The sequence below is a fragment of the Streptomyces sp. NPDC042259 genome (assembly GCF_055582085.1).
Map to the genome: position 1 here is coordinate 608,621 of NZ_JBVJDW010000001.1, position 16,563 is coordinate 625,183.

Sequence of the window (16,563 nt, forward strand, 5' to 3'; positions counted from 1 at the left end):
CGCGGGGTTACCACTGCCGCCTGCGGCGGCTGGACCGGCTTGATGCGGCTGGGCTCAGCCATTCCAGCCCGTCCGGCGCTTGAGGACTACCGCCGCGCAGCGGCGGTGCCGACAGCCTCCGGCGGTTTGCCGACTACCGGCCGGTGGTACCGCCTGCGGCGGCGAGGCGCCCTGCGGGCGCGTCCTCAAACGCCGGACGGGCTTGATTCGCGCACCCCCAAACGCCGGACCGGCTTGCTGCGGCTGAGCCCAGCCAACCCAGCCCGTCCGGCGATTGAGGACACAACACAGCAGCCCGTCCGGCGATTGAGGACGACCGCCGTGCAGCGGGAGCACACATTCCCCGCAAGCCCGGCAAGGGCAGAGGTCAGGAATCGAAGCTGACGATCATCTTGCCGGTGTTCTGGCCCCGGAGCATGCCGAGGAAGGCGTCCACCGCGTGGTCGATGCCCTTGACGACCGTCTCGTCGTACTTGAGCTCGCCGGAGCGCACCCACGCCGAGACCTCCTCGACGAACTGCGGGCGCAGCGCCTGGTGGTCGTTGACGAGCATGCCCTGGAGGCGCAGTCGCTTGCCGATGGCGAGGGCGAGGTTGCGCGGCCCGGGGGTCGGCTCGGTGGCGTTGTACTGGGCGATCGCACCGCACAGCGTGGCACGGCCGTGCACGTTGAGGGAGGAGATGGCCGCCTCGAGGTGGTCGCCGCCGACGTTGTCGAAGTAGACGTCGATGCCGTCGGGGGCGGCTTCCTTCAGCTGCTCGGCGACCGGGCCGTTCTTGTAGTTGAAGGCGTCGGTGAAGCCGTACTCCTCCTTGAGGATCCTGACCTTCTCGTCCGAGCCCGCGCTGCCGATGACGCGCGAGGCGCCCTTGAGCCGGGCGATCTGGCCGACGAGGCTGCCGACCGCGCCCGCCGCGCCGGAGACGAAGACGGCGTCGCCCTTCTTGAAGGAGGCGACCTCCAGCAGACCCGCGTAGGCGGTCATGCCGGGCATGCCGAGCACGCCGAGGTAGGCGGAGAGGGGGGCCAGGTCGGGGTCGACCTTGGCGGCGTGGCGGGCGTCGAGCACCGCGTACTCGCGCCAGCCGAGGCCGTGCAGCACGTGGTCGCCGACCGCGAGGCCGTCGGCGCGGGAGGCGATGACCTCACCGATCGCACCGCCGTCCATGGGCTGATCGAGCTGGAACGGGGGTACGTAGGACTTCACGTCGTTCATGCGGCCGCGCATATACGGGTCGACCGACATGTGGACGTTGCGGACCAGGATCTGGCCCTCGCCGGGCTCGGGGACCGGGACCTCGCGCAGGGCGAAGTCCTCGGGCTTCGGCCAGCCCTGCGGACGGGCGACGAGGTGCCATTCACGGCCGGTGGCGGGCGTTGCGGACATGAAACGTAGCCTCCTAATGGTTCACCAACTAAAACAACCATGCGCCTCGATATTTCATGTTGTCAAGCAACGCGGTAGCCTGAGCCGTATGGTCCCCCGAACGGATGCCCTGACCCTCGAAGTCGTCGAACTCATCGCGACCGTCGTGGCCCGCTACCACGAGGAGTACGAGGAGGCGGCGGCCAAGCACTCCCTCACCGGCGCCCAGGCGCGGGTGCTGGCGCTGCTCGTCGGCGAGCCGCAGCCCATGCGCCGCATCGCGCGGCAGCTGAAGTGCGAGCCGTCCAACGTCACCGGCATCGTCGACCGCCTGGAGGCCCGTGACCTGGTGGAACGCCGACCGGACCCCGCCGACCGCCGGGTCAAGCTCGCTGCGGCCACCGCGGCGGGCCGGGAGGTCAGCGGCCGGCTGCGCGAGTCGCTGCACTTCGCGCGCGAACCGCTGGCGGGGCTGTCGGCACAGGAGCGCGCGGTCCTGCGGGACCTGCTCAAGCGCATGCTGGGCGAGGACCCGGACGACCCGTACACGCCCGTGTGAGCCCCCGGCGCGAAGGTCAGCCGGTCAGGCGCAGATCGCGGGCCGTGACGACGGTGCCCAGCCGGGGCATGTCGAGCGTCACCGACGCCCGGTGCTCCGCCTCGGTCAGGGCACTCATCGCGTCCTCCACGAACACCAGCTCGTAGCCGTGGTCGGCGGCGGCACGGGCCGTCGACTCCACCCCGAGATTGGTGGCGATGCCGGTGAGGACGAGCGTGCGCACCCCGCGCTCCCGCAGCCGGGCGTGCAGCCCGGTGCCGTGGAACGCGCCGACGGTCTGCTTGACGACCTCGATGTCGCCCGGTTCCGCGACCCCGGCCAGCACCGCGCTGCCGGGCGGCTGCTCCACCGCCCCCGGCCGCTCCACCCGCACGATCGCGACCGGCGCCCCCGCCTCGCGGAACGCCCGCGCCAACTCCACGGCCCTCCGCGCCACTTCGTCACCGGAGCGCGGCGCGAGCGGCAGCGCCACGATGCGCTCCATGAGGTCGACGATCACCAAGGCGGTTCGCTGCGGGTCGATTTCGGTCATGTCCAGACCGTAGCGGCCGGGCCGGCGCCGTAGGCGTCCCCCGGACCGGCTCCGGGCTGACGGCGGGTAAAGCTTCGACGACATCGCGGGATGCGCGACGATGGCCCCCATGAGTTCAGCGCCCGGCCCCTCGGCCGACCCCGCCTTCGGCCCGCTCGCCTTCCAACTGGTGCTGCTGCGCCGGATGGCCGACCACCAGCCCGGCCTGGTCGAGGAGGCCCTGCGCGAACTGGGGGCCGGCCGGGCGGAGATGCGCGAGGCCAACCGCCGCTGGCAGGCCATGCTGCACGCGCCGCGCCGCCGCGCGGCGGGCGCCCGCTACCGTTCCGTGCTCGGACCGCCCGAGACGGCCGCCGAACGCCGCGTGGGCGACCTGACGTTCGACGCCCTGATGTGGCGGGTGCCGCTCTGGCCCGACCTGAGGTTCGAGGTGCTGAGCGCGCCCGGCGGCGCGGTCTGGAACGAATGGCTGGTCCGGGCCCCCGGCCTGCCCGGCCCGGCCCTGCGCACGGTCCGCGACCTGCGGCCCTGGATGTGCACCGTGGACGAGGTGGCCCGCGCCTTCCCGCCCGCGCGCCCGATGGAGGGCACGGCCCCCACCCGCTGGCGACTGGCGTTCACGGCACCGGACGCCGCCGGGGAGCGCGCGGAGTACGTCGCGGAGTTCACCTGGGGGCTGCTCCAGCGCGTGGCCGAGGCCCCCGGCCCGTCCGGCGTCTGAGGGCACCGGCACTCGTGGGACGGGCCGTTGCCGGCCGTCGTGCGGCGGTCGGCAACGGCCCGTCCCAGATGATCGGTGCTCAGGCCAGCTCGGCCGTCAGCGTGATCGTCGTCCCGGTGAGCGCCTGGCTGACCGGGCAGTTCTTCTTGGCGTCCTCGGCGGCCGCGACGAACCCCGCCTCGTCCAGGCCGGGCACCTCGCCCTCCACGGTGAGGTGGATGCCGGTGATGCCCTCACCCGGCTGGAAGGTGACCTCGGCGCTGGTCACCAGGCGGGTCGGCGGGGTGCCGGCGCCGGTCAGCGCGTGCGAGAGGGCCATGGAGAAGCAGCTCGAGTGAGCGCCCGCGATCAGCTCCTCGGGGCTCGTCTTGCCGTTCGCCTGCTCGGCACGGGACGGCCAGGAGACCGGGTAGTCACCGATGCCGGACGAGTCGAAGGTGACGGTGCCGCCGCCCTCGGTCAGTGAGCCTTCCCAGACCGTGTGCGCGGTGCGGTTCGTGGCCATACGGCTTCCTCCTGTAAGAGCGGTTCGAACGAGTCATATGAAGATCGGGCCCAACGCCCCGATCATCGTGCCGCGGTGGCCCCCGCCCCGGTTCCGACACGCCCGGGAGCCCCGGGCGTCGCGGGTCCCCCGTGCCCCCCGGGCGTCGCGGCGGAGGGGGTGTTCCAGGCCACGAGCGCCGGGCGGCCGTGCTCGGTGCCGATCCGGCTGACGGTCGCCGTGTCCAGCCGGAACAGCGCGCCGGCCGCGGGCGGCAGCCCCAGCCGACGGGCGGTCAGCACCCGCAGGAAGTGCCCGTGCGCGACCAGCACCACATCGCCGCCGTCCGCCGACCCCAGCCGGGGCGCGATCCGCGCGAGGACCCGGTCCGCGCGCGCACCCACCTCGACGAGCGTCTCGCCGGGGTGCTCGGCGGGACCGGGAACCACCCCGTCGTCCCACAGATACCAGTCGGGCCGGGTGCGGTGGATCTCCGCCGTCGTCACGCCCTCGTAACCGCCGTAATCCCATTCCCGCAGGTCGGGATCGGTCTGTACGTCCATGAGCCCGGCCAGTTCGGCGGTCCGTACCGCCCGCCCCAGCGGGCTCGCCAGCACCAGCGAAACCATGCGCTCCGCGAGCAGCGGCCGCAGCGCCGTCGCCTGTCCCTCACCGACCTCGGTCAGCGGCAGATCGGTCAGCCCGGTGTGCCGCCCGGTACGGCTCCACTCGGTCTCGCCGTGCCGGACCAGCAGCAGCTCACTCACCGTCGCGCCGCTCGCCGCCCTGCCGGGCCTCCGCGTCGGCCTGTGCCTGCGCGACCGAGGCCCGGACCTCGTCCATGTCGAGCGCGCGGGCCTGCTTGATCACGTCCTCCAGCGCGGCCTCCGGCAGCGCGCCGGGCTGGGCGAACACCGCGATGTTCTCCCGCACGATCATCAGGGTCGGGATCGACTGGATCTCGAAGGCGGCGGCCAGCTCCGGCTGCGCCTCGGTGTCGACCTTGGCGAACACCAGGTCCTCGTGGCGCCCGGCGGCCCCTTCGTACACCGGCGCGAATTTCCGGCAGGGTCCGCACCACTCCGCCCAGAAGTCGATGAGCACGAATCCGTTACCGGAGACGATCTCGTCGAAGTTGTCCTTGGTGAGTTCCACCGTGCTGCCGCTCATCGCGTGCCTGCCTCTTCCACTCGTCGTCCAGGGCCCCCGGCAGCGGCAACAGGGCAGTGGTGCGCCGTATTCCGGCCCGGCCCCTCCGGGCACCGTCCGGCGGACAGCGCACCGCCGAGAGGCCCGCCCCCGGCCCCGGACAGCGGCCGGGTATCGTCGGCCGGGGCCGTCCGGAGCGCCACGGCCGACGCGATCGTCACGAGGAGGACGCGGTGCCGGTGTCGCCCGTGCGGACACATCTCGCCGCGCCCGGCGGAGCCGAGCGCTGGCGCACGGTCGGCGCGACCCACCACGTCCTCGGCGTCATCCACAACGTCACCTCCGCGACCCGGCTGCTGGACCTCCTCTCCGTCTTCGAGGGCGACACCCGGATACAGGTGCATTTCACGTGCACGGGATCGTCGGCGTTCGACGGCGGAATGCGGGAATTCATCGCCGCACGGGAAATGCCGTGCGTTCCGTGGGACGAGGCGTGCGAGCTGAAATTCGACCTCGCGGTCAGCAGCAGCCGCGGCGGAGAATTGCAGAATATTTCCGCACCACTCATATGCGCGCCGCACGGCGCCGGATACAATAAAACGCTCAGCCGGGAGCCGGGAGCCGGGAGCCGGGAGCCGGGAGCCGGGAGCCGGGAGCCGGGAGCCGGGAGCCTTCGGCCTGACGGACGAATGGCTGGTCCATGACGGCCGGTTGATCCCCTCCGCCATCGTCCTGTCCCACGACGAACAACGCGAACGCCTGCGCGACGGCTGCCCCGCCGCGGTGCCCTTCGCCACGGTCGTCGGCGATCCCTGCGCCGACCAACTGCGGGCCTCCGTCCCGTTCCGGGACGCCTACCGGACGGCCCTCGGCGTGCGCCCCGGCCAGAAACTGCTGGTCCTGACGTCGACTTGGGGCCGGCGCTCCCTTCTCGGGAACGGCGGCGACACGGTGCGCCGGGCGCTCGCCGAGCTGCCACGGGACGAATACCGCGTGGTGGCGGCCGTGCATCCCAACGCCTGGCACGGGCACGGCGGTTGGCAGGTGCACACGTGGCTCGCGCCCTTCGTCCGCGCCGGGCTCGTCCTCCCCGTGCCGGAGACGGACACCTGGAAGGCCGCCCTGGCCGCCGCCGACGCGTTCATCGGCGATCACGGTTCGGTCACCCTTTACGGCGTCGCGCTGGGCCTGCCCGGCCTGCTGGGCGCCTTCGACGACGGCGTCGTGGCCCCCGGCTCCCCGATGGACCTCCTCGGCGGGCTGCTGCCGCGCGTCACGGTGGGACGTCCGCTGGCCGGGCAACTGGCCGACGCCACGGCCGCGCGGCCCGGTGACGAGCGGCTGGCCGAGGTGGCCGGCCTGGTGACGTCCCGTCCGATGCGGTCGATGGCCCTGCTGCGCGACCTCTTCTACGCCCATCTCGGTCTTCCCGAACCGGCCGAACCCGCCGTGGTCCGGCCCGTGGCGGTCCCCCGCCGCCCGCACGACCGGCGCCGGGACCCCGCCCCTCCCCCGGTGTTCGTGACCGCCCGCTTCGAGGAGGGCGCCGGGGGCGCCGCGACGGTCACGCTCCGCCGCTATCCCGCCGCCGTACAGGGCTCCGAGGCCGGACACCTCGCCGACCCGCACCTCCTGGCCGCCGAGGGGGAGCCGGACAGCCGGTGGCTGCACACGGCGGACGTCGTCCTGGCCCGCCCCGGCGCACCGGACCGGACGCCGCGGCAGCTCGCGGAGCCGCTGTTCGCCAGGTATCCGGGGTGCGGCGCGGTCGCCGTCGCGGAGCCGGTGGACGACGCGCTCCCCGGGCCGGCCGGGGGCTGCGGGCTGGTCCTGCGTGACGGCCCGGAGTTCACGGCGCGCTGGCGGGAGCCGCGGTGGTGGACCACGCCGCGGACCGCGGCGGCGGCCGCCCACGCCTGCCTGGCCCGCTTCGGCCCGGCCTGGGAGGGCGAGATCACGGTCCACGCGGGAGACCACCTGGCACCCGCCGTACTGACCGTTGCCGCCGCCCGCCGAGGATGACGCGACCGGGCGCCCGGCCGTCCGCGGCGCCGAGCGCCCTGCGGGCGCGTCCTCAAACGCCGGACGGGCTGACAGCAGCCGAGGGCAACCAAAAACAGCCCGCCCGGCATATGAAGACACCGCCACACAGCGGCGGCACCCCGCCCCGAACGAGCTGATAACAGCCGACGTCAGCCAAAACCAGCCCGCCCGGCGATTGAGGACACCCGCCGCGCAGCGGTAGTGCCCCCGCCCCGGACCGGCTGATAGCAGCCGACGTCAGCCAAAACCAGCCCGCCCGACGTTTGAAGACACCGCCACACAGCAGTGGCACCCCCGCCCCGGACGAACTGATAGCAGCCGAGGCCAACCAAAACCAGCCCGTCCGGCGATTGAAGACACCGCCACACAGCGGTAGCGCCCCCGCCCCGAACGAGTTGATAACAGCCGACGTCAGCCAAAACCAGCCCGTCCGGCGATTGAGGACACCGCCGCGCAGCGGAGGTGCCGCCGCAGCCCCCCTGCGCGCCTACGTGCCTACGCGCCTGCGCCATTCGCGCCATCGGCAGAGGCCCCGTCGACACCCCGCGCGGCCAAGCGCTGCCGCGCCGCGGCCGCCTTCACGCTGCCGATCCGCAGATATGTCTCCAGCGCCGTCCGCCATTCCCGGCAAGCCCCCTCGTGGTCGCCGCCCGCCGCCAGGACGTCGCCCCGCAGCAGGACCGCGTCCGCGCGCTCCTTCGGGGCGGCGCCGGGCGGGAACAGGGCCATCGCCTGGTCGAGCCCCGTCAGTGCCTCGTCGGGGCGGTCGGCCCGGAGGCGGGCTTCCGCGTAACGGGTCAGGGCGCGGGCCTCGTTGTAGCGGTCCGGGCGGGGGACGGCGGGGTCGCGGCGGTCGGTCAGGGCCGCGAACAGACCGCGCGCGTGCAGGAGCAGCCGTGCCGCCTCCTCGTGATCGTGGGCGGCGCTGTGGGCGCGGCCCCGGTGGTACTCCAGCAGGGCGCGCCCCCGTGGGTGCTCGATGTCGCCGAGCGCGGTGGTGGCCTCCCCGAAGAGGACGATCGCGTCGTGGGGGCGGCCTTCGCGGAGGGCGAGCTGCCCCAGGCCCTCCAGCGCGGAGGACGCGGTGCGCGCGTGCCCGATGCCGGCCGCGATGGCCCGCGCCCGCTCGTAGTGGTGCCGCGCGGCGTCGCCGTCACCGTCGCCCGCACGGTCGTACAGCGCGAAGGCGGTCTCGTAGTGCATACGGGCCAGGACGAGGTCGTCGCCCAGCCGTCCGGCCGCCGCGAGGGCCGTCTCGCACACGCCGATCCAGTGCGTGTGGTACTTCCGGCGGAAGAAGAAGCCCCGCAGCGCCTCGGCGAGTTCGCAGGTGGCCCTGTCACGGCCGGTGCGGGCGGCGAGCGCGACGACGGCGGCCGCGTTCTCCCCGTCCGGCTCCAGCGCGTCCAGGGCCGCCTCCTCGCCGGCGAAGAGCGCGGGCGTCCGGCCCGGGTGGGTGAAGCGGGAACCGAAGCGCCACCGGTCGGAGACGAGGGACTCGGCCGCCGCGGCCCGCTCCGTGTACCAGTCGACGATCGCGTCGGTCGCCGCGTCCGCCGCGCCCGGCGGCGCCGCGTCGCACAGCAGCCGACGGGCGTACGCGTGCACCAGGCCGTTCATGCGGTAGCGGCCGGCGGTGGAGGGCTCCAGCAGCCCTTCGTGGACGAGGGTCCGTAACGCCTTGGTCCCGTCGCGGCCGCCGCCGCCCAGCCGCTTCACCAGGTCGCCCGCGAACTCGCCGGTGGGATGCCCGCCGAGCATGCCCAGGACCGCCGTGGCCGTCTCGTCCAGGCCGGAGCAGGCGATGTCGAGGATCTTGGGGTAAGGGATCTCGTCGGCCACGGACAGCGCCTCCCATACGGTCTGCGGATCGGCGAGTTCGGCCGCCAGCTCGCGCAGTGCCTCCGCTCCCTCCGCCGCGCGTACGCGTGCGATCCGGACGGCCAGCGGCAGTCCGGCGCAGGCGCGGATCACCTCGCGGAGCGCCTGCCCGCCGTCGGGGCCGGCCTCGGCGACGGGGCCGAACAGCTCGGCGCAGGCGTCGTCGTCGAGGGCGTCCAGCGTCACGTAGTCGGGTCCGGGCTGCGAGACGCTCAGGCCGGTGAGCCGGTTGCGGCTGGTCACGACCACGACGCTGCCGGGCGCCCCGGGCAGCAGCGGGCGGACCTGGGCGGGCACGACGACGTTGTCGAGGAGCATGAGGCTCGGTTCGTCGGCCGTCAGGGAGCGGAAGTACGCCGACAGTTCGGCCAGGCCCGCGGGCCGCTCCTCGCGCGGCGTGCCGAGCTGCCCGACGAACGTCTCCAGCGCGCTGACCGGGTCGACCGGGGAGCGCGGGCCCTGAGGGCTCATGTCCGCGTAGAACTGCCCGCCGGGGAAGCCCTCGCGCACGTCGTACAGCCAGCGCAGCGCGACGGCCGTCTTACCGATGCCCGGGAGGCCGCTGATGACGACGATGCGCGGCGCTCCCCGGCCGTCGCCTCCGGTCAGCAGGCCGTCGAGGCGCGCGCGGGGAGCGGCGCGGTCGACGAACTCCTCCGGCTCGGGCAGCAGCATGCGGGGCGTGCGGAGGGGGGCCGCCCGCCCCCAGTGCACGGTCTGCGCCTGGATGACCGTTCCCGGGAAGGTGCCGCCGGTAATGCCGTTGCCGATGAAGTCCACGCACCCGCCCGTCGTCGTTCCGGCCACGATCCGCCCGTGCCGGGGCCCCCACGATGTCGCGCTCTCGCGGACTCAGTGTGCCAAGCCGACGGCGGCCCCGTAAGCACGGCCCCGGCCCGCCCGGCGACGGCGTAGTGGCCGGATGTCCACGCGGTCTGCAGTTCGATGGCTCCCTGGAGCAGCCCCCTAAAACGGTCCTCGCAGGTCGTGGACGGAATCAATTCAGCGCATCCGTCCGATCGAAAACAAATCGGAGGTCGGTTCCGGCCGTCATGGCGACCCGAATAAATAGACCGATCACCGCAGGGGTAGGCAGGCCCATACAGACCTTTGCGCCCCCAGCAGAAGACGCGTCCGGAGGAAAGTTCATGACTTTCAACAACATCTTCGACGGTGGCCGAGACCGGGCCAAGTCCGCCGAAGAGTCCGCCAAAAAGGTGCACGAAAAGATTCCCGGCGACCGGCCCGAGCGGGAAGGGGTCGACCCGGAATTGTACGACGGAATTCCCGACGTTCCGCGCGACCCGAAGATCATCCGCGAGACGTCGCCCGAGGCGCTCGGCATCATGAGCAGCTTCATCACCCCCATGTTCCAGAGCACCCAGACGGCGGCCGACGAGCAGAAGAAAGCCAGCAACAACCCCGCGTCGACATCCGATATGGCGTCTTCCGCCAAGGACGAGACGGCCAAGAAGATGAAGGTGGAAATCAAGGACGAAGACCGGCCGAAGGCCGACGACAAGGATCTGGAAAAAACGAGGAAGGAAAACGAGAAGGCGGTCAAGGAAGTCCGGAGGAATCCCGACGGCTCGGTCATCTGGTGAGGACCGGCCGGAAACCCGCCCCGCAAGCCGCAAACGAACTCACTCATCAGCACGGACACATCGTTGAGTCCGTTACGCAAGGAGGCTGACAGGCATGGGCGAAGCCGCCGTCAAGAACAACGTGAGTACGGCCCATCTCGGCGAACGATTTGTGCGCCACCCACTGACCGGGCGAAACCTGAAAGAACTCGACATCGCCGACAAGACCGCTGCCATCCTGAAGCGCAACAAGGAACGGCTGAAGAGGAAGGCCGAGCAGAAGACCTCGGACGGCAAGGACCGGGAGGTCTACCCCACCGGGTTCTCCCTGAACAAGGGGCGCTTCGGCTCCTTCCCCGAAGAGGAGGAGACGGCACACCAGCGGGGGTGGCGCGCCTACATGACGGTGGGCGTACCGCTCATCGAGGAACGGAGCGACATCACCCAGCCCCCGCCCGACGTGATCTCCAAGCAGACGTTCGCCAACCGGACCGACCCCAAGGCCACCGATTGGTCCCACTCGGTCGAATTCTCGATCACGAACACCATCAGCTGGTCGCTGCAGGGCCAGGTGCAGCTGACGTTCGGGGCTAAAGCCACCGCATCACTGCAGGCGCAACTGCAGAAGAGCATGGCGATGAACCAGTCCCAGAAGACCACCCTGAAGAACAGCAAGGACAATCAGGGCGTCGACTCGGAGTCGCAGTCACAGATGACCAGCACGACGACGGCCATGGGCACCGCCACGGGCACCGGAGAAGTGTCGGCCCAGTTGATGCTGGGCATCACCGCTTCCGTCAGCGGTTCGCTGACCACCGGGTTCAAAACGACGTCCACGCTCAGCGGGAAAGTCGGCAGCCGGGTGGACGTCCTCGCCACGCAGCGACGTCAGGTGCGGAGGTTCGACTACGAATTCCCCATCTCCTTCGGCGGGTGGGTCGCTCTGCATTACCCCGAGCCGGTGGAGGTGAAGGAGGTCCGCCCGGACGGCCCACAGGCCCAGGAGCCGAAATTCTCCAGGGTGATCGCCTGGAAACTCGGCGAGAACGGTGACAAGCCCGCGGAGACCTTCGACTTGAACGACGAAGGCAGGCCCTTCAGGCAGCGGGGCGAGGCCGAGGTCGTTTCCACCCTCGCCGGGGTGCACGAGGTCTTCGAGCTCGAATCTCTCCATTTCGACATGAAGGATCACCCCCTGCACAAGGGCGGCGGCAAGGAGGAGGCGTTCCCGAAGAAGGAACTCCTCGAAAAACCCACCGGGCTGGGGTGGGACGACGGCCTCGCGCTGGACCCGCAGAATCAAAAGGCGTACATCACCGAGCGCTACAGCACCGGCAGGCTGTACAAGGTCGATCTCGCCACCGGCAACACGGATTGGACCGCGCAGAACCTGGGAGAGGCCAACGATGTGGCGCTCGACCTGGCGGCCGGCAAGGCCTACGTCGCCGATTACAGCGGGAAGCGTGTGGTCACGGTGGACCTGTCCGACCCCTCCGCCGCCCCGGTGGAGGTCGCCAAGACGATCGGCGCGTACGGCATCGCACTCGACCTGCCGGGCAAGAAGGCCTACGTCAGCGACTACGACACAGGAGTGCTGGTCCAGTTCGAGCTGACCGGCACGACACTGGAACGGCTGCAGGCCTGGAAGGTGCCGACCCCCGCCGGAGTGGCGTTGCAAGGGGACAAGGCGTACGTCGTCAAGTACGAGGGAGACACCCTGTACGAGGTCGACCTGAAGACAAAGGACAGCTCCCCGAAGCCGGTGGCCACCGTCCTCGGGGCGACCGTCCGCGTGGCGCTGGACGGCAGGGGCCACGCGTACGTCTCCGACAGGGGCGGCAAGCTGCATGAGGTCGTCGTGGCCGACGGCGAGGCCAAGGGCCGTCAGCGCGTGGTGGCCGAGGGCATCGGCGCGGCCGGCGGCCTCGCGTTGGATCATTCCAAGGGCCTCATCTACGTGGCCACCCGGGACGGCCAGCTGTGGCGGATCTCCAACGTGCTGTCCGGTGCCTCGACGGAGTCCTAGCGCGGGGCGGTCCGTCACGGGTGCGCGGGCGGGCGGCCGAGGGGCTCCACGGGCTCCGGCCCCGGGAAGGGCCACCACGAGCGCGTAAGGGCGGCTCAGGGGGAACGGCCGAGGCCGCCGGCGCCCCCGGGGCGGCTCCCGGGGCCATCCGCCGCCGGGCTGTACCCTCCGGCCCCGGCACCGGCCCCAGCGCTCATGGCGGCCGGCCCCGGACAGCGCGATGCCCCGGCCGGTGAGCCCGGCCGGGGCATCGAAATCGCAAGTCAGAACGTTTCTGCCTGAAGCCGTGTGGTGGGGCGGGTGGGACTCGAACCCACGGCCGACGGATTATGAGTCCGCTGCTCTAACCGGCTGAGCTACCGCCCCATTCACGGCGCGTCGCGCACAACTGTGCGCGCCGTCTGCCGCAGCATAGCTGCTCATACGATCTGCTGCCCCTGAGGGTCCGCTTTGCGTGACCAGCCTGCCCATGAGGACTTCGATCACGCCCGGATGGTTCCCCCCGGGCACGAGAAAAGGGCCCCGAGGGGCCCCTTCCTCCACTGCTCCCCCGACTGGACTCGAACCAGTAACCTGCCGATTAACAGTCGGCTGCTCTGCCAATTGAGCTACAGGGGACTGCGCTCCCCCGACTGGACTCGAACCAGTAACCTGCCGATTAACAGTCGGCTGCTCTGCCAATTGAGCTACAGGGGATTGCTGTGGTGCCTCGAATGCGCTGCCCTCCGGTCTCCCGGGCGGCGTGCGCTCGCTGCGACACATACATTAGCGCAAGCTGGGGGGTGCTCCGCCAATCGGTATCCCGGGAGTGACCTTCGGGTCCGGCGGGTAGGCGGTGCACAGCCCCGACCGGCCCCCGTCGGCACGGTGGGGGCCGAGGGGTCACAAGGGGCCACGAGGGCCGTCAGGCCCGCGGAATCCGAGGGAAGGGTGGAGCGCGATGCGTTACCGGCTGACGTTCATCACCGGAGCAGCCGTCGGGTACGTACTCGGCGCACGAGCCGGGCGTGAGCGCTACGAACAGCTGCGCAAGGGCGCGCAGCGGCTCGCGCAGAACCCCGCAGTGCGCAATACGGCGGAGTCCGCCGCGCAGAACGGCAGGGCCATGGCGAACACGGCCCTGCACACGGTGGGCGAGCGGCTGCCCGCCTCGGTCTCGGACCGGATCCGGGGCCTGCGCGAGAAGGGCCGCGGCGACGAGGACGAGTGGGGCACCACCAACACCTGACCGATGACGGAGGGACGCCGGGGATTTGGCATCATCCTTCGCATGGGCATAGTCGCGGGGCTGGACAGTTCCACCGAGAGCACGAGCATCGTCGTCTGCGACGCGGAGACGGGCACCGTGCTCAGGCAGGGCTACGCCCCGCATCCGACGACGGGCCCCGAGGGTGATCCGCAGGCGTGGCTGGTCTCGCTGGGCGAGGCCGCCGCGGGCGGACTCCTGGAGGGGGTACAGGCCATCGGCGTCTCGGCGCAGCAGCACGGGCTGCTCGTGCTGGACGCCGGCGGTGTGCTCGTACGGCCCGCGATGCTCGGGAACGACCGGCGGGTGCAGGCGGCGGCGGCCGATCTGACCGACGCGCTCGGCGGCCGGGCCGCGTGGGCGGAGGCCGTCGGGTCGGTGCCGCAGGCGGGGCAGGCCGTGGCGAAGCTGCGGTGGCTGGCCCGCAACGAACCGGAGTCGGCGACCCGGGCGGCCGCGCTGATGCAGCCCCACGACTGGCTGGTGTGGCAGCTGCTCGGCCGTCCCGTCCGGCGGACGACCGACCGTGGTGCCGCGTCCTCGACCGGCTACTGGTCGGCGGCGACCGGGCAGTGGCGGCCCGACCTCGTGGAACTGGCGCTGGGCCGGCAGGCGGCGCTGCCCGACGTGCTGCATCCCGCCGAGCCCGCCGGGCACACCCCTGAGGGCCTGCTGATCTCCGCCGGGACGGGCGAGACGATGGCGGCGGCCTTCGGGCTGGGCGTCGGCCCCGGTGACGCGGTGATCTCGCTGGGCGCCTCGGGTTCGGTCTTCGCCGTGCACCACGAGGCGCTGGTGGACCCCACGGGCACGATCACCTCGTTCGCGGACGCGACCGGGCGCCATCTGCCGGTGGTGCACACGCTCAACGCGGTACGGGTGCTGCGCGGCACGGCCGAGATGCTCGGTACGGATCTGAACGGGCTGTCCGAGCTGGCGCTGCGGTCCACGCCCGGCGCGTACGGGCTGGTGCTGCTGCCGTATCTGGAGGGCGAGCGCACCCCCCACCTGCCGCACACCGCCGGCACGCTGGCGGGCCTGCGCCGCGAGAGCATGAAGCCGGAGCATCTGGCGCGGGCCGCCTTCGAGGGCATGCTGTGCGGGCTCACGGACGCCCTGGACGTGCTGCGCGGGCGCGGGGTCGACGTCCGGCGGGTGTTCCTGCTGGGGGCCGCGGCGGAGCTGCCGGCCGTGCGGGCCGTGGCGCCGGCGCTGTTCGGTGCGCAGGTCGTCGTGCCGCAGGCGGCGGACTACGTGGCGCTGGGCGCGGCCCGGCAGGCCGCGTGGGCGCTGGGCGTCCAGCAGGGCGTGCTGTCGCACCTGGAGCCGCCGCGCTGGCCGGCCGCGGCCGGCCAGGTCTTCGAGCCGGGTGAGGACCTGGCGGTGGGCCAGGCCGTGCGGCAGCAGTACGTGACCGTGCGCGAGCAGACCCACCCCGGGGCGTTCCACGGCGCCACGGGAGAGGGAATTCAGTCCAGGTAGCCGCGGAGCTGGTCGGCGAAGGCGTGGTCGCGGAGCTTGTTGAGGGTCTTGGACTCGATCTGGCGGATGCGTTCGCGGGTGACGCCGAAGATCCGGCCGATCTCCTCCAGGGTGCGGGGGCGGCCGTCCACCAGCCCGTAGCGCAGCTGCACGACCTTGCGCTCGCGCTCGCCCAGGGTGGACAGGACGGCTTCCAGATGCTCGCGCAGCAGCAGGAACGCGGCCGATTCGACGGGGGAGGCGGCGTCGCCGTCCTCGATCAGATCGCCGAGCGCGACGTCGTCCTCCTCGCCCACGGGGGCATGCAGCGAGACGGGCTCCTGGGCAAGGCGCAGGACCTCGCTGACCCGTTCCTCGGAGAGGTCGAGATAGGCGGCGACCTCCTCGGCGGTGGGCTCGTAGCCGCGCTCCTGGAGCATGCGGCGCTGGACGCGCACCACGCGGTTGATCAGCTCGACGACGTGGACGGGGACACGGATCGTCCGGGCCTGGTCGGCCAGCGCCCGGGACATGGCCTGCCGGATCCACCAGGTGGCGTAGGTCGAGAACTTGTAGCCCCGGGCGTAGTCGAATTTCTCAACGGCCCTGATCAGCCCGAGGTTTCCCTCCTGCACGAGATCGAGCATGGTCAGCCCGCGGCCGATGTAGCGCTTGGCCACGGAGACGACCAGCCGCAGGTTCGCCTCGATGAGCCGGCGCTTGGCCATCCGGCCCATGACGACCAAACGGTCGAGGTCCAGGGCGAGTTGGGAGTCGAGGTCGGGGGTGCTGGCGAGCTTCTCCTCGGCGAAGAGCCCGGCCTCGACACGGCGGGCCAGCTCCACTTCCTCGGCGGCGGAGAGCAGGGGGATACGGCCGATCTCCCGGAGGTACTGCCGGAAGAGATCGGAGGACGGGCCGCCGGTGTCGGCCGCCCGGGCCGCCGGCTCGGGGGCCGTCTCGTCGGCGAAGGTCTCGGACGCGGGTGGCTCGGACTGCCGTGGCACGGTCGGGGCCGGCTCGGCGGGGGCGGCCGGATCGGCCGGGGCCTGAGGCAGGGTCGGGGTCCGGGTCTGCACGGGGGCGACCTCCAGGGTGATCGCTGCCGGTTCGGGGGGCGGCATGCGCAGGGGGGACGGAGACGGCCGGGCCGCCACCCGTCCCTGGGATCAAGAGCGGCTTCGCGAAGGGCTCCGGGTCCAGTCGCCCGGACCTGCCGCGCGCTCCGAGGACTCAGGCACCGCCCACCAGTGTGGGGTACGACACAGCTCCGCTACGAGGGGCGTGCGGGGACTTTTTGAGCTCGCACGGTGACCGGTCGATTACTGAACGGATCCCTGGCCCGTCTTGCCGCCTGCGGCGGCGAGCGCCCTGCGGGCGCGTCCTCAATCGCCGGACGGGCTTGATGTGGCTGGGCTATGACAATCAAGCCCAGCCAAAACCAGCCCGTCCGGCGATTGAGGACACCCCCACGCGGCGGGGCAGGATAGGGCTGGCCTCAGCCCCCTCCAG

Annotated in this window: 14 protein-coding genes and 3 tRNA genes; 7 read left to right on the top strand and 10 right to left on the bottom strand. The window is 72.0% G+C overall.

Annotation, left to right across the window (positions count from 1 at the left end; genetic code table 11):
* Nucleotides 1-367: 367 nt before the first annotated feature.
* Complete coding sequence (locus tag ACZ6MA_RS02790; protein ID WP_469430501.1) at nt 368-1,387, bottom strand: NADP-dependent oxidoreductase; 1,020 nt, start codon at nt 1,385-1,387, stop codon at nt 368-370.
* Nucleotides 1,388-1,475: 88 nt separating this feature from the next.
* Here ACZ6MA_RS02790 and ACZ6MA_RS02795 point away from each other — a divergent pair, with 88 nt between their 5' ends.
* Nucleotides 1,476-1,925, top strand: a complete 450-nt coding sequence (locus ACZ6MA_RS02795; RefSeq protein ID WP_469430503.1) for a MarR family winged helix-turn-helix transcriptional regulator — start codon at nt 1,476-1,478, stop codon at nt 1,923-1,925.
* A gap of 16 nt (nt 1,926-1,941) precedes the next feature.
* Here ACZ6MA_RS02795 and ACZ6MA_RS02800 read toward each other — a convergent pair whose 3' ends face one another.
* Entirely contained in the window at nt 1,942-2,457 is a 516-nt protein-coding gene (locus tag ACZ6MA_RS02800) for an isochorismatase family protein (RefSeq protein WP_469430505.1), read from the bottom strand.
* 109 nt (nt 2,458-2,566) lie between these two features.
* Between ACZ6MA_RS02800 and ACZ6MA_RS02805 the strand changes: the two genes are divergently transcribed.
* Nucleotides 2,567-3,178 carry a hypothetical protein gene (locus tag ACZ6MA_RS02805; protein ID WP_469430507.1) on the top strand — a complete coding sequence of 204 codons (612 nt, stop codon included), beginning with the start codon at nt 2,567-2,569 and terminating at the stop codon, nt 3,176-3,178.
* 79 nt (nt 3,179-3,257) lie between these two features.
* On the opposite strand, the gene ACZ6MA_RS02810 is transcribed toward ACZ6MA_RS02805, so the two are convergent.
* The 3 genes from ACZ6MA_RS02810 to trxA all read right to left on the bottom strand — a co-directional run bounded on the left by ACZ6MA_RS02810 (nt 3,258) and on the right by trxA (nt 4,832).
* Nucleotides 3,258-3,683, bottom strand: a complete 426-nt coding sequence (locus tag ACZ6MA_RS02810; protein ID WP_469430509.1) for an OsmC family protein — start codon at nt 3,681-3,683, stop codon at nt 3,258-3,260.
* 62 nt (nt 3,684-3,745) lie between these two features.
* Complete coding sequence (locus ACZ6MA_RS02815; RefSeq protein WP_469430510.1) at nt 3,746-4,429, bottom strand: histidine phosphatase family protein; 684 nt, start codon at nt 4,427-4,429, stop codon at nt 3,746-3,748.
* On the bottom strand, nt 4,422-4,832 hold the full coding sequence (gene trxA, locus ACZ6MA_RS02820) for a thioredoxin (protein ID WP_469430511.1): 411 nt from the start codon (nt 4,830-4,832) through the stop codon (nt 4,422-4,424). Before trxA ends, ACZ6MA_RS02815 begins: the two co-directional genes overlap by 8 nt.
* Nucleotides 4,833-5,522: 690 nt before the next feature.
* On the opposite strand from trxA, the gene ACZ6MA_RS02825 reads away from it, so the two are divergent.
* A complete protein-coding gene (locus ACZ6MA_RS02825) occupies nt 5,523-6,833 on the top strand; it encodes a hypothetical protein (RefSeq protein WP_469430512.1) in 1,311 nt (436 codons plus the stop codon).
* Between the two features lie 516 nt (nt 6,834-7,349).
* Here the strand turns inward: ACZ6MA_RS02825 and ACZ6MA_RS02830 are convergent.
* Nucleotides 7,350-9,542 (bottom strand): hypothetical protein, encoded by a 2,193-nt coding sequence (locus ACZ6MA_RS02830; RefSeq protein WP_469430514.1) that lies wholly within the window; start codon nt 9,540-9,542, stop codon nt 7,350-7,352.
* Nucleotides 9,543-9,883: 341 nt separating this feature from the next.
* On the opposite strand from ACZ6MA_RS02830, the gene ACZ6MA_RS02835 reads away from it, so the two are divergent.
* Nucleotides 9,884-10,339, top strand: coding sequence for a hypothetical protein (locus ACZ6MA_RS02835; protein WP_469430515.1), 456 nt, complete (start codon nt 9,884-9,886; stop codon nt 10,337-10,339).
* 94 nt (nt 10,340-10,433) lie between these two features.
* Nucleotides 10,434-12,344, top strand: coding sequence for an outer membrane protein assembly factor BamB family protein (locus ACZ6MA_RS02840; protein ID WP_469430516.1), 1,911 nt, complete (start codon nt 10,434-10,436; stop codon nt 12,342-12,344).
* 289 nt (nt 12,345-12,633) lie between these two features.
* Here the strand turns inward: ACZ6MA_RS02840 and ACZ6MA_RS02845 are convergent.
* The 3 genes from ACZ6MA_RS02845 to ACZ6MA_RS02855 form a co-directional block, all read right to left on the bottom strand.
* Nucleotides 12,634-12,710, bottom strand: a tRNA-Ile gene (locus ACZ6MA_RS02845).
* A 179-nt stretch (nt 12,711-12,889) separates the two neighbouring features.
* A tRNA-Asn gene (locus ACZ6MA_RS02850) sits at nt 12,890-12,962 on the bottom strand.
* A 5-nt stretch (nt 12,963-12,967) separates the two neighbouring features.
* Nucleotides 12,968-13,040: transfer RNA gene (locus tag ACZ6MA_RS02855), tRNA-Asn, on the bottom strand.
* A 244-nt stretch (nt 13,041-13,284) separates the two neighbouring features.
* Between ACZ6MA_RS02855 and ACZ6MA_RS02860 the strand changes: the two genes are divergently transcribed.
* Together ACZ6MA_RS02860 and ACZ6MA_RS02865 are read left to right on the top strand one after the other, a co-directional pair.
* Nucleotides 13,285-13,572: a YtxH domain-containing protein gene (locus tag ACZ6MA_RS02860; RefSeq protein WP_469430517.1), complete on the top strand. Its 288-nt coding sequence runs from the start codon at nt 13,285-13,287 to the stop codon at nt 13,570-13,572.
* A 42-nt stretch (nt 13,573-13,614) separates the two neighbouring features.
* Nucleotides 13,615-15,072, top strand: a complete 1,458-nt coding sequence (locus ACZ6MA_RS02865) for an FGGY family carbohydrate kinase (protein WP_469430518.1) — start codon at nt 13,615-13,617, stop codon at nt 15,070-15,072.
* Here the strand turns inward: ACZ6MA_RS02865 and ACZ6MA_RS02870 are convergent.
* Entirely contained in the window at nt 15,060-16,175 is a 1,116-nt protein-coding gene (locus ACZ6MA_RS02870) for an RNA polymerase sigma factor (protein ID WP_469430519.1), read from the bottom strand. The genes ACZ6MA_RS02865 and ACZ6MA_RS02870 overlap by 13 nt on opposite strands.
* Nucleotides 16,176-16,563 lie beyond the last annotated feature (388 nt).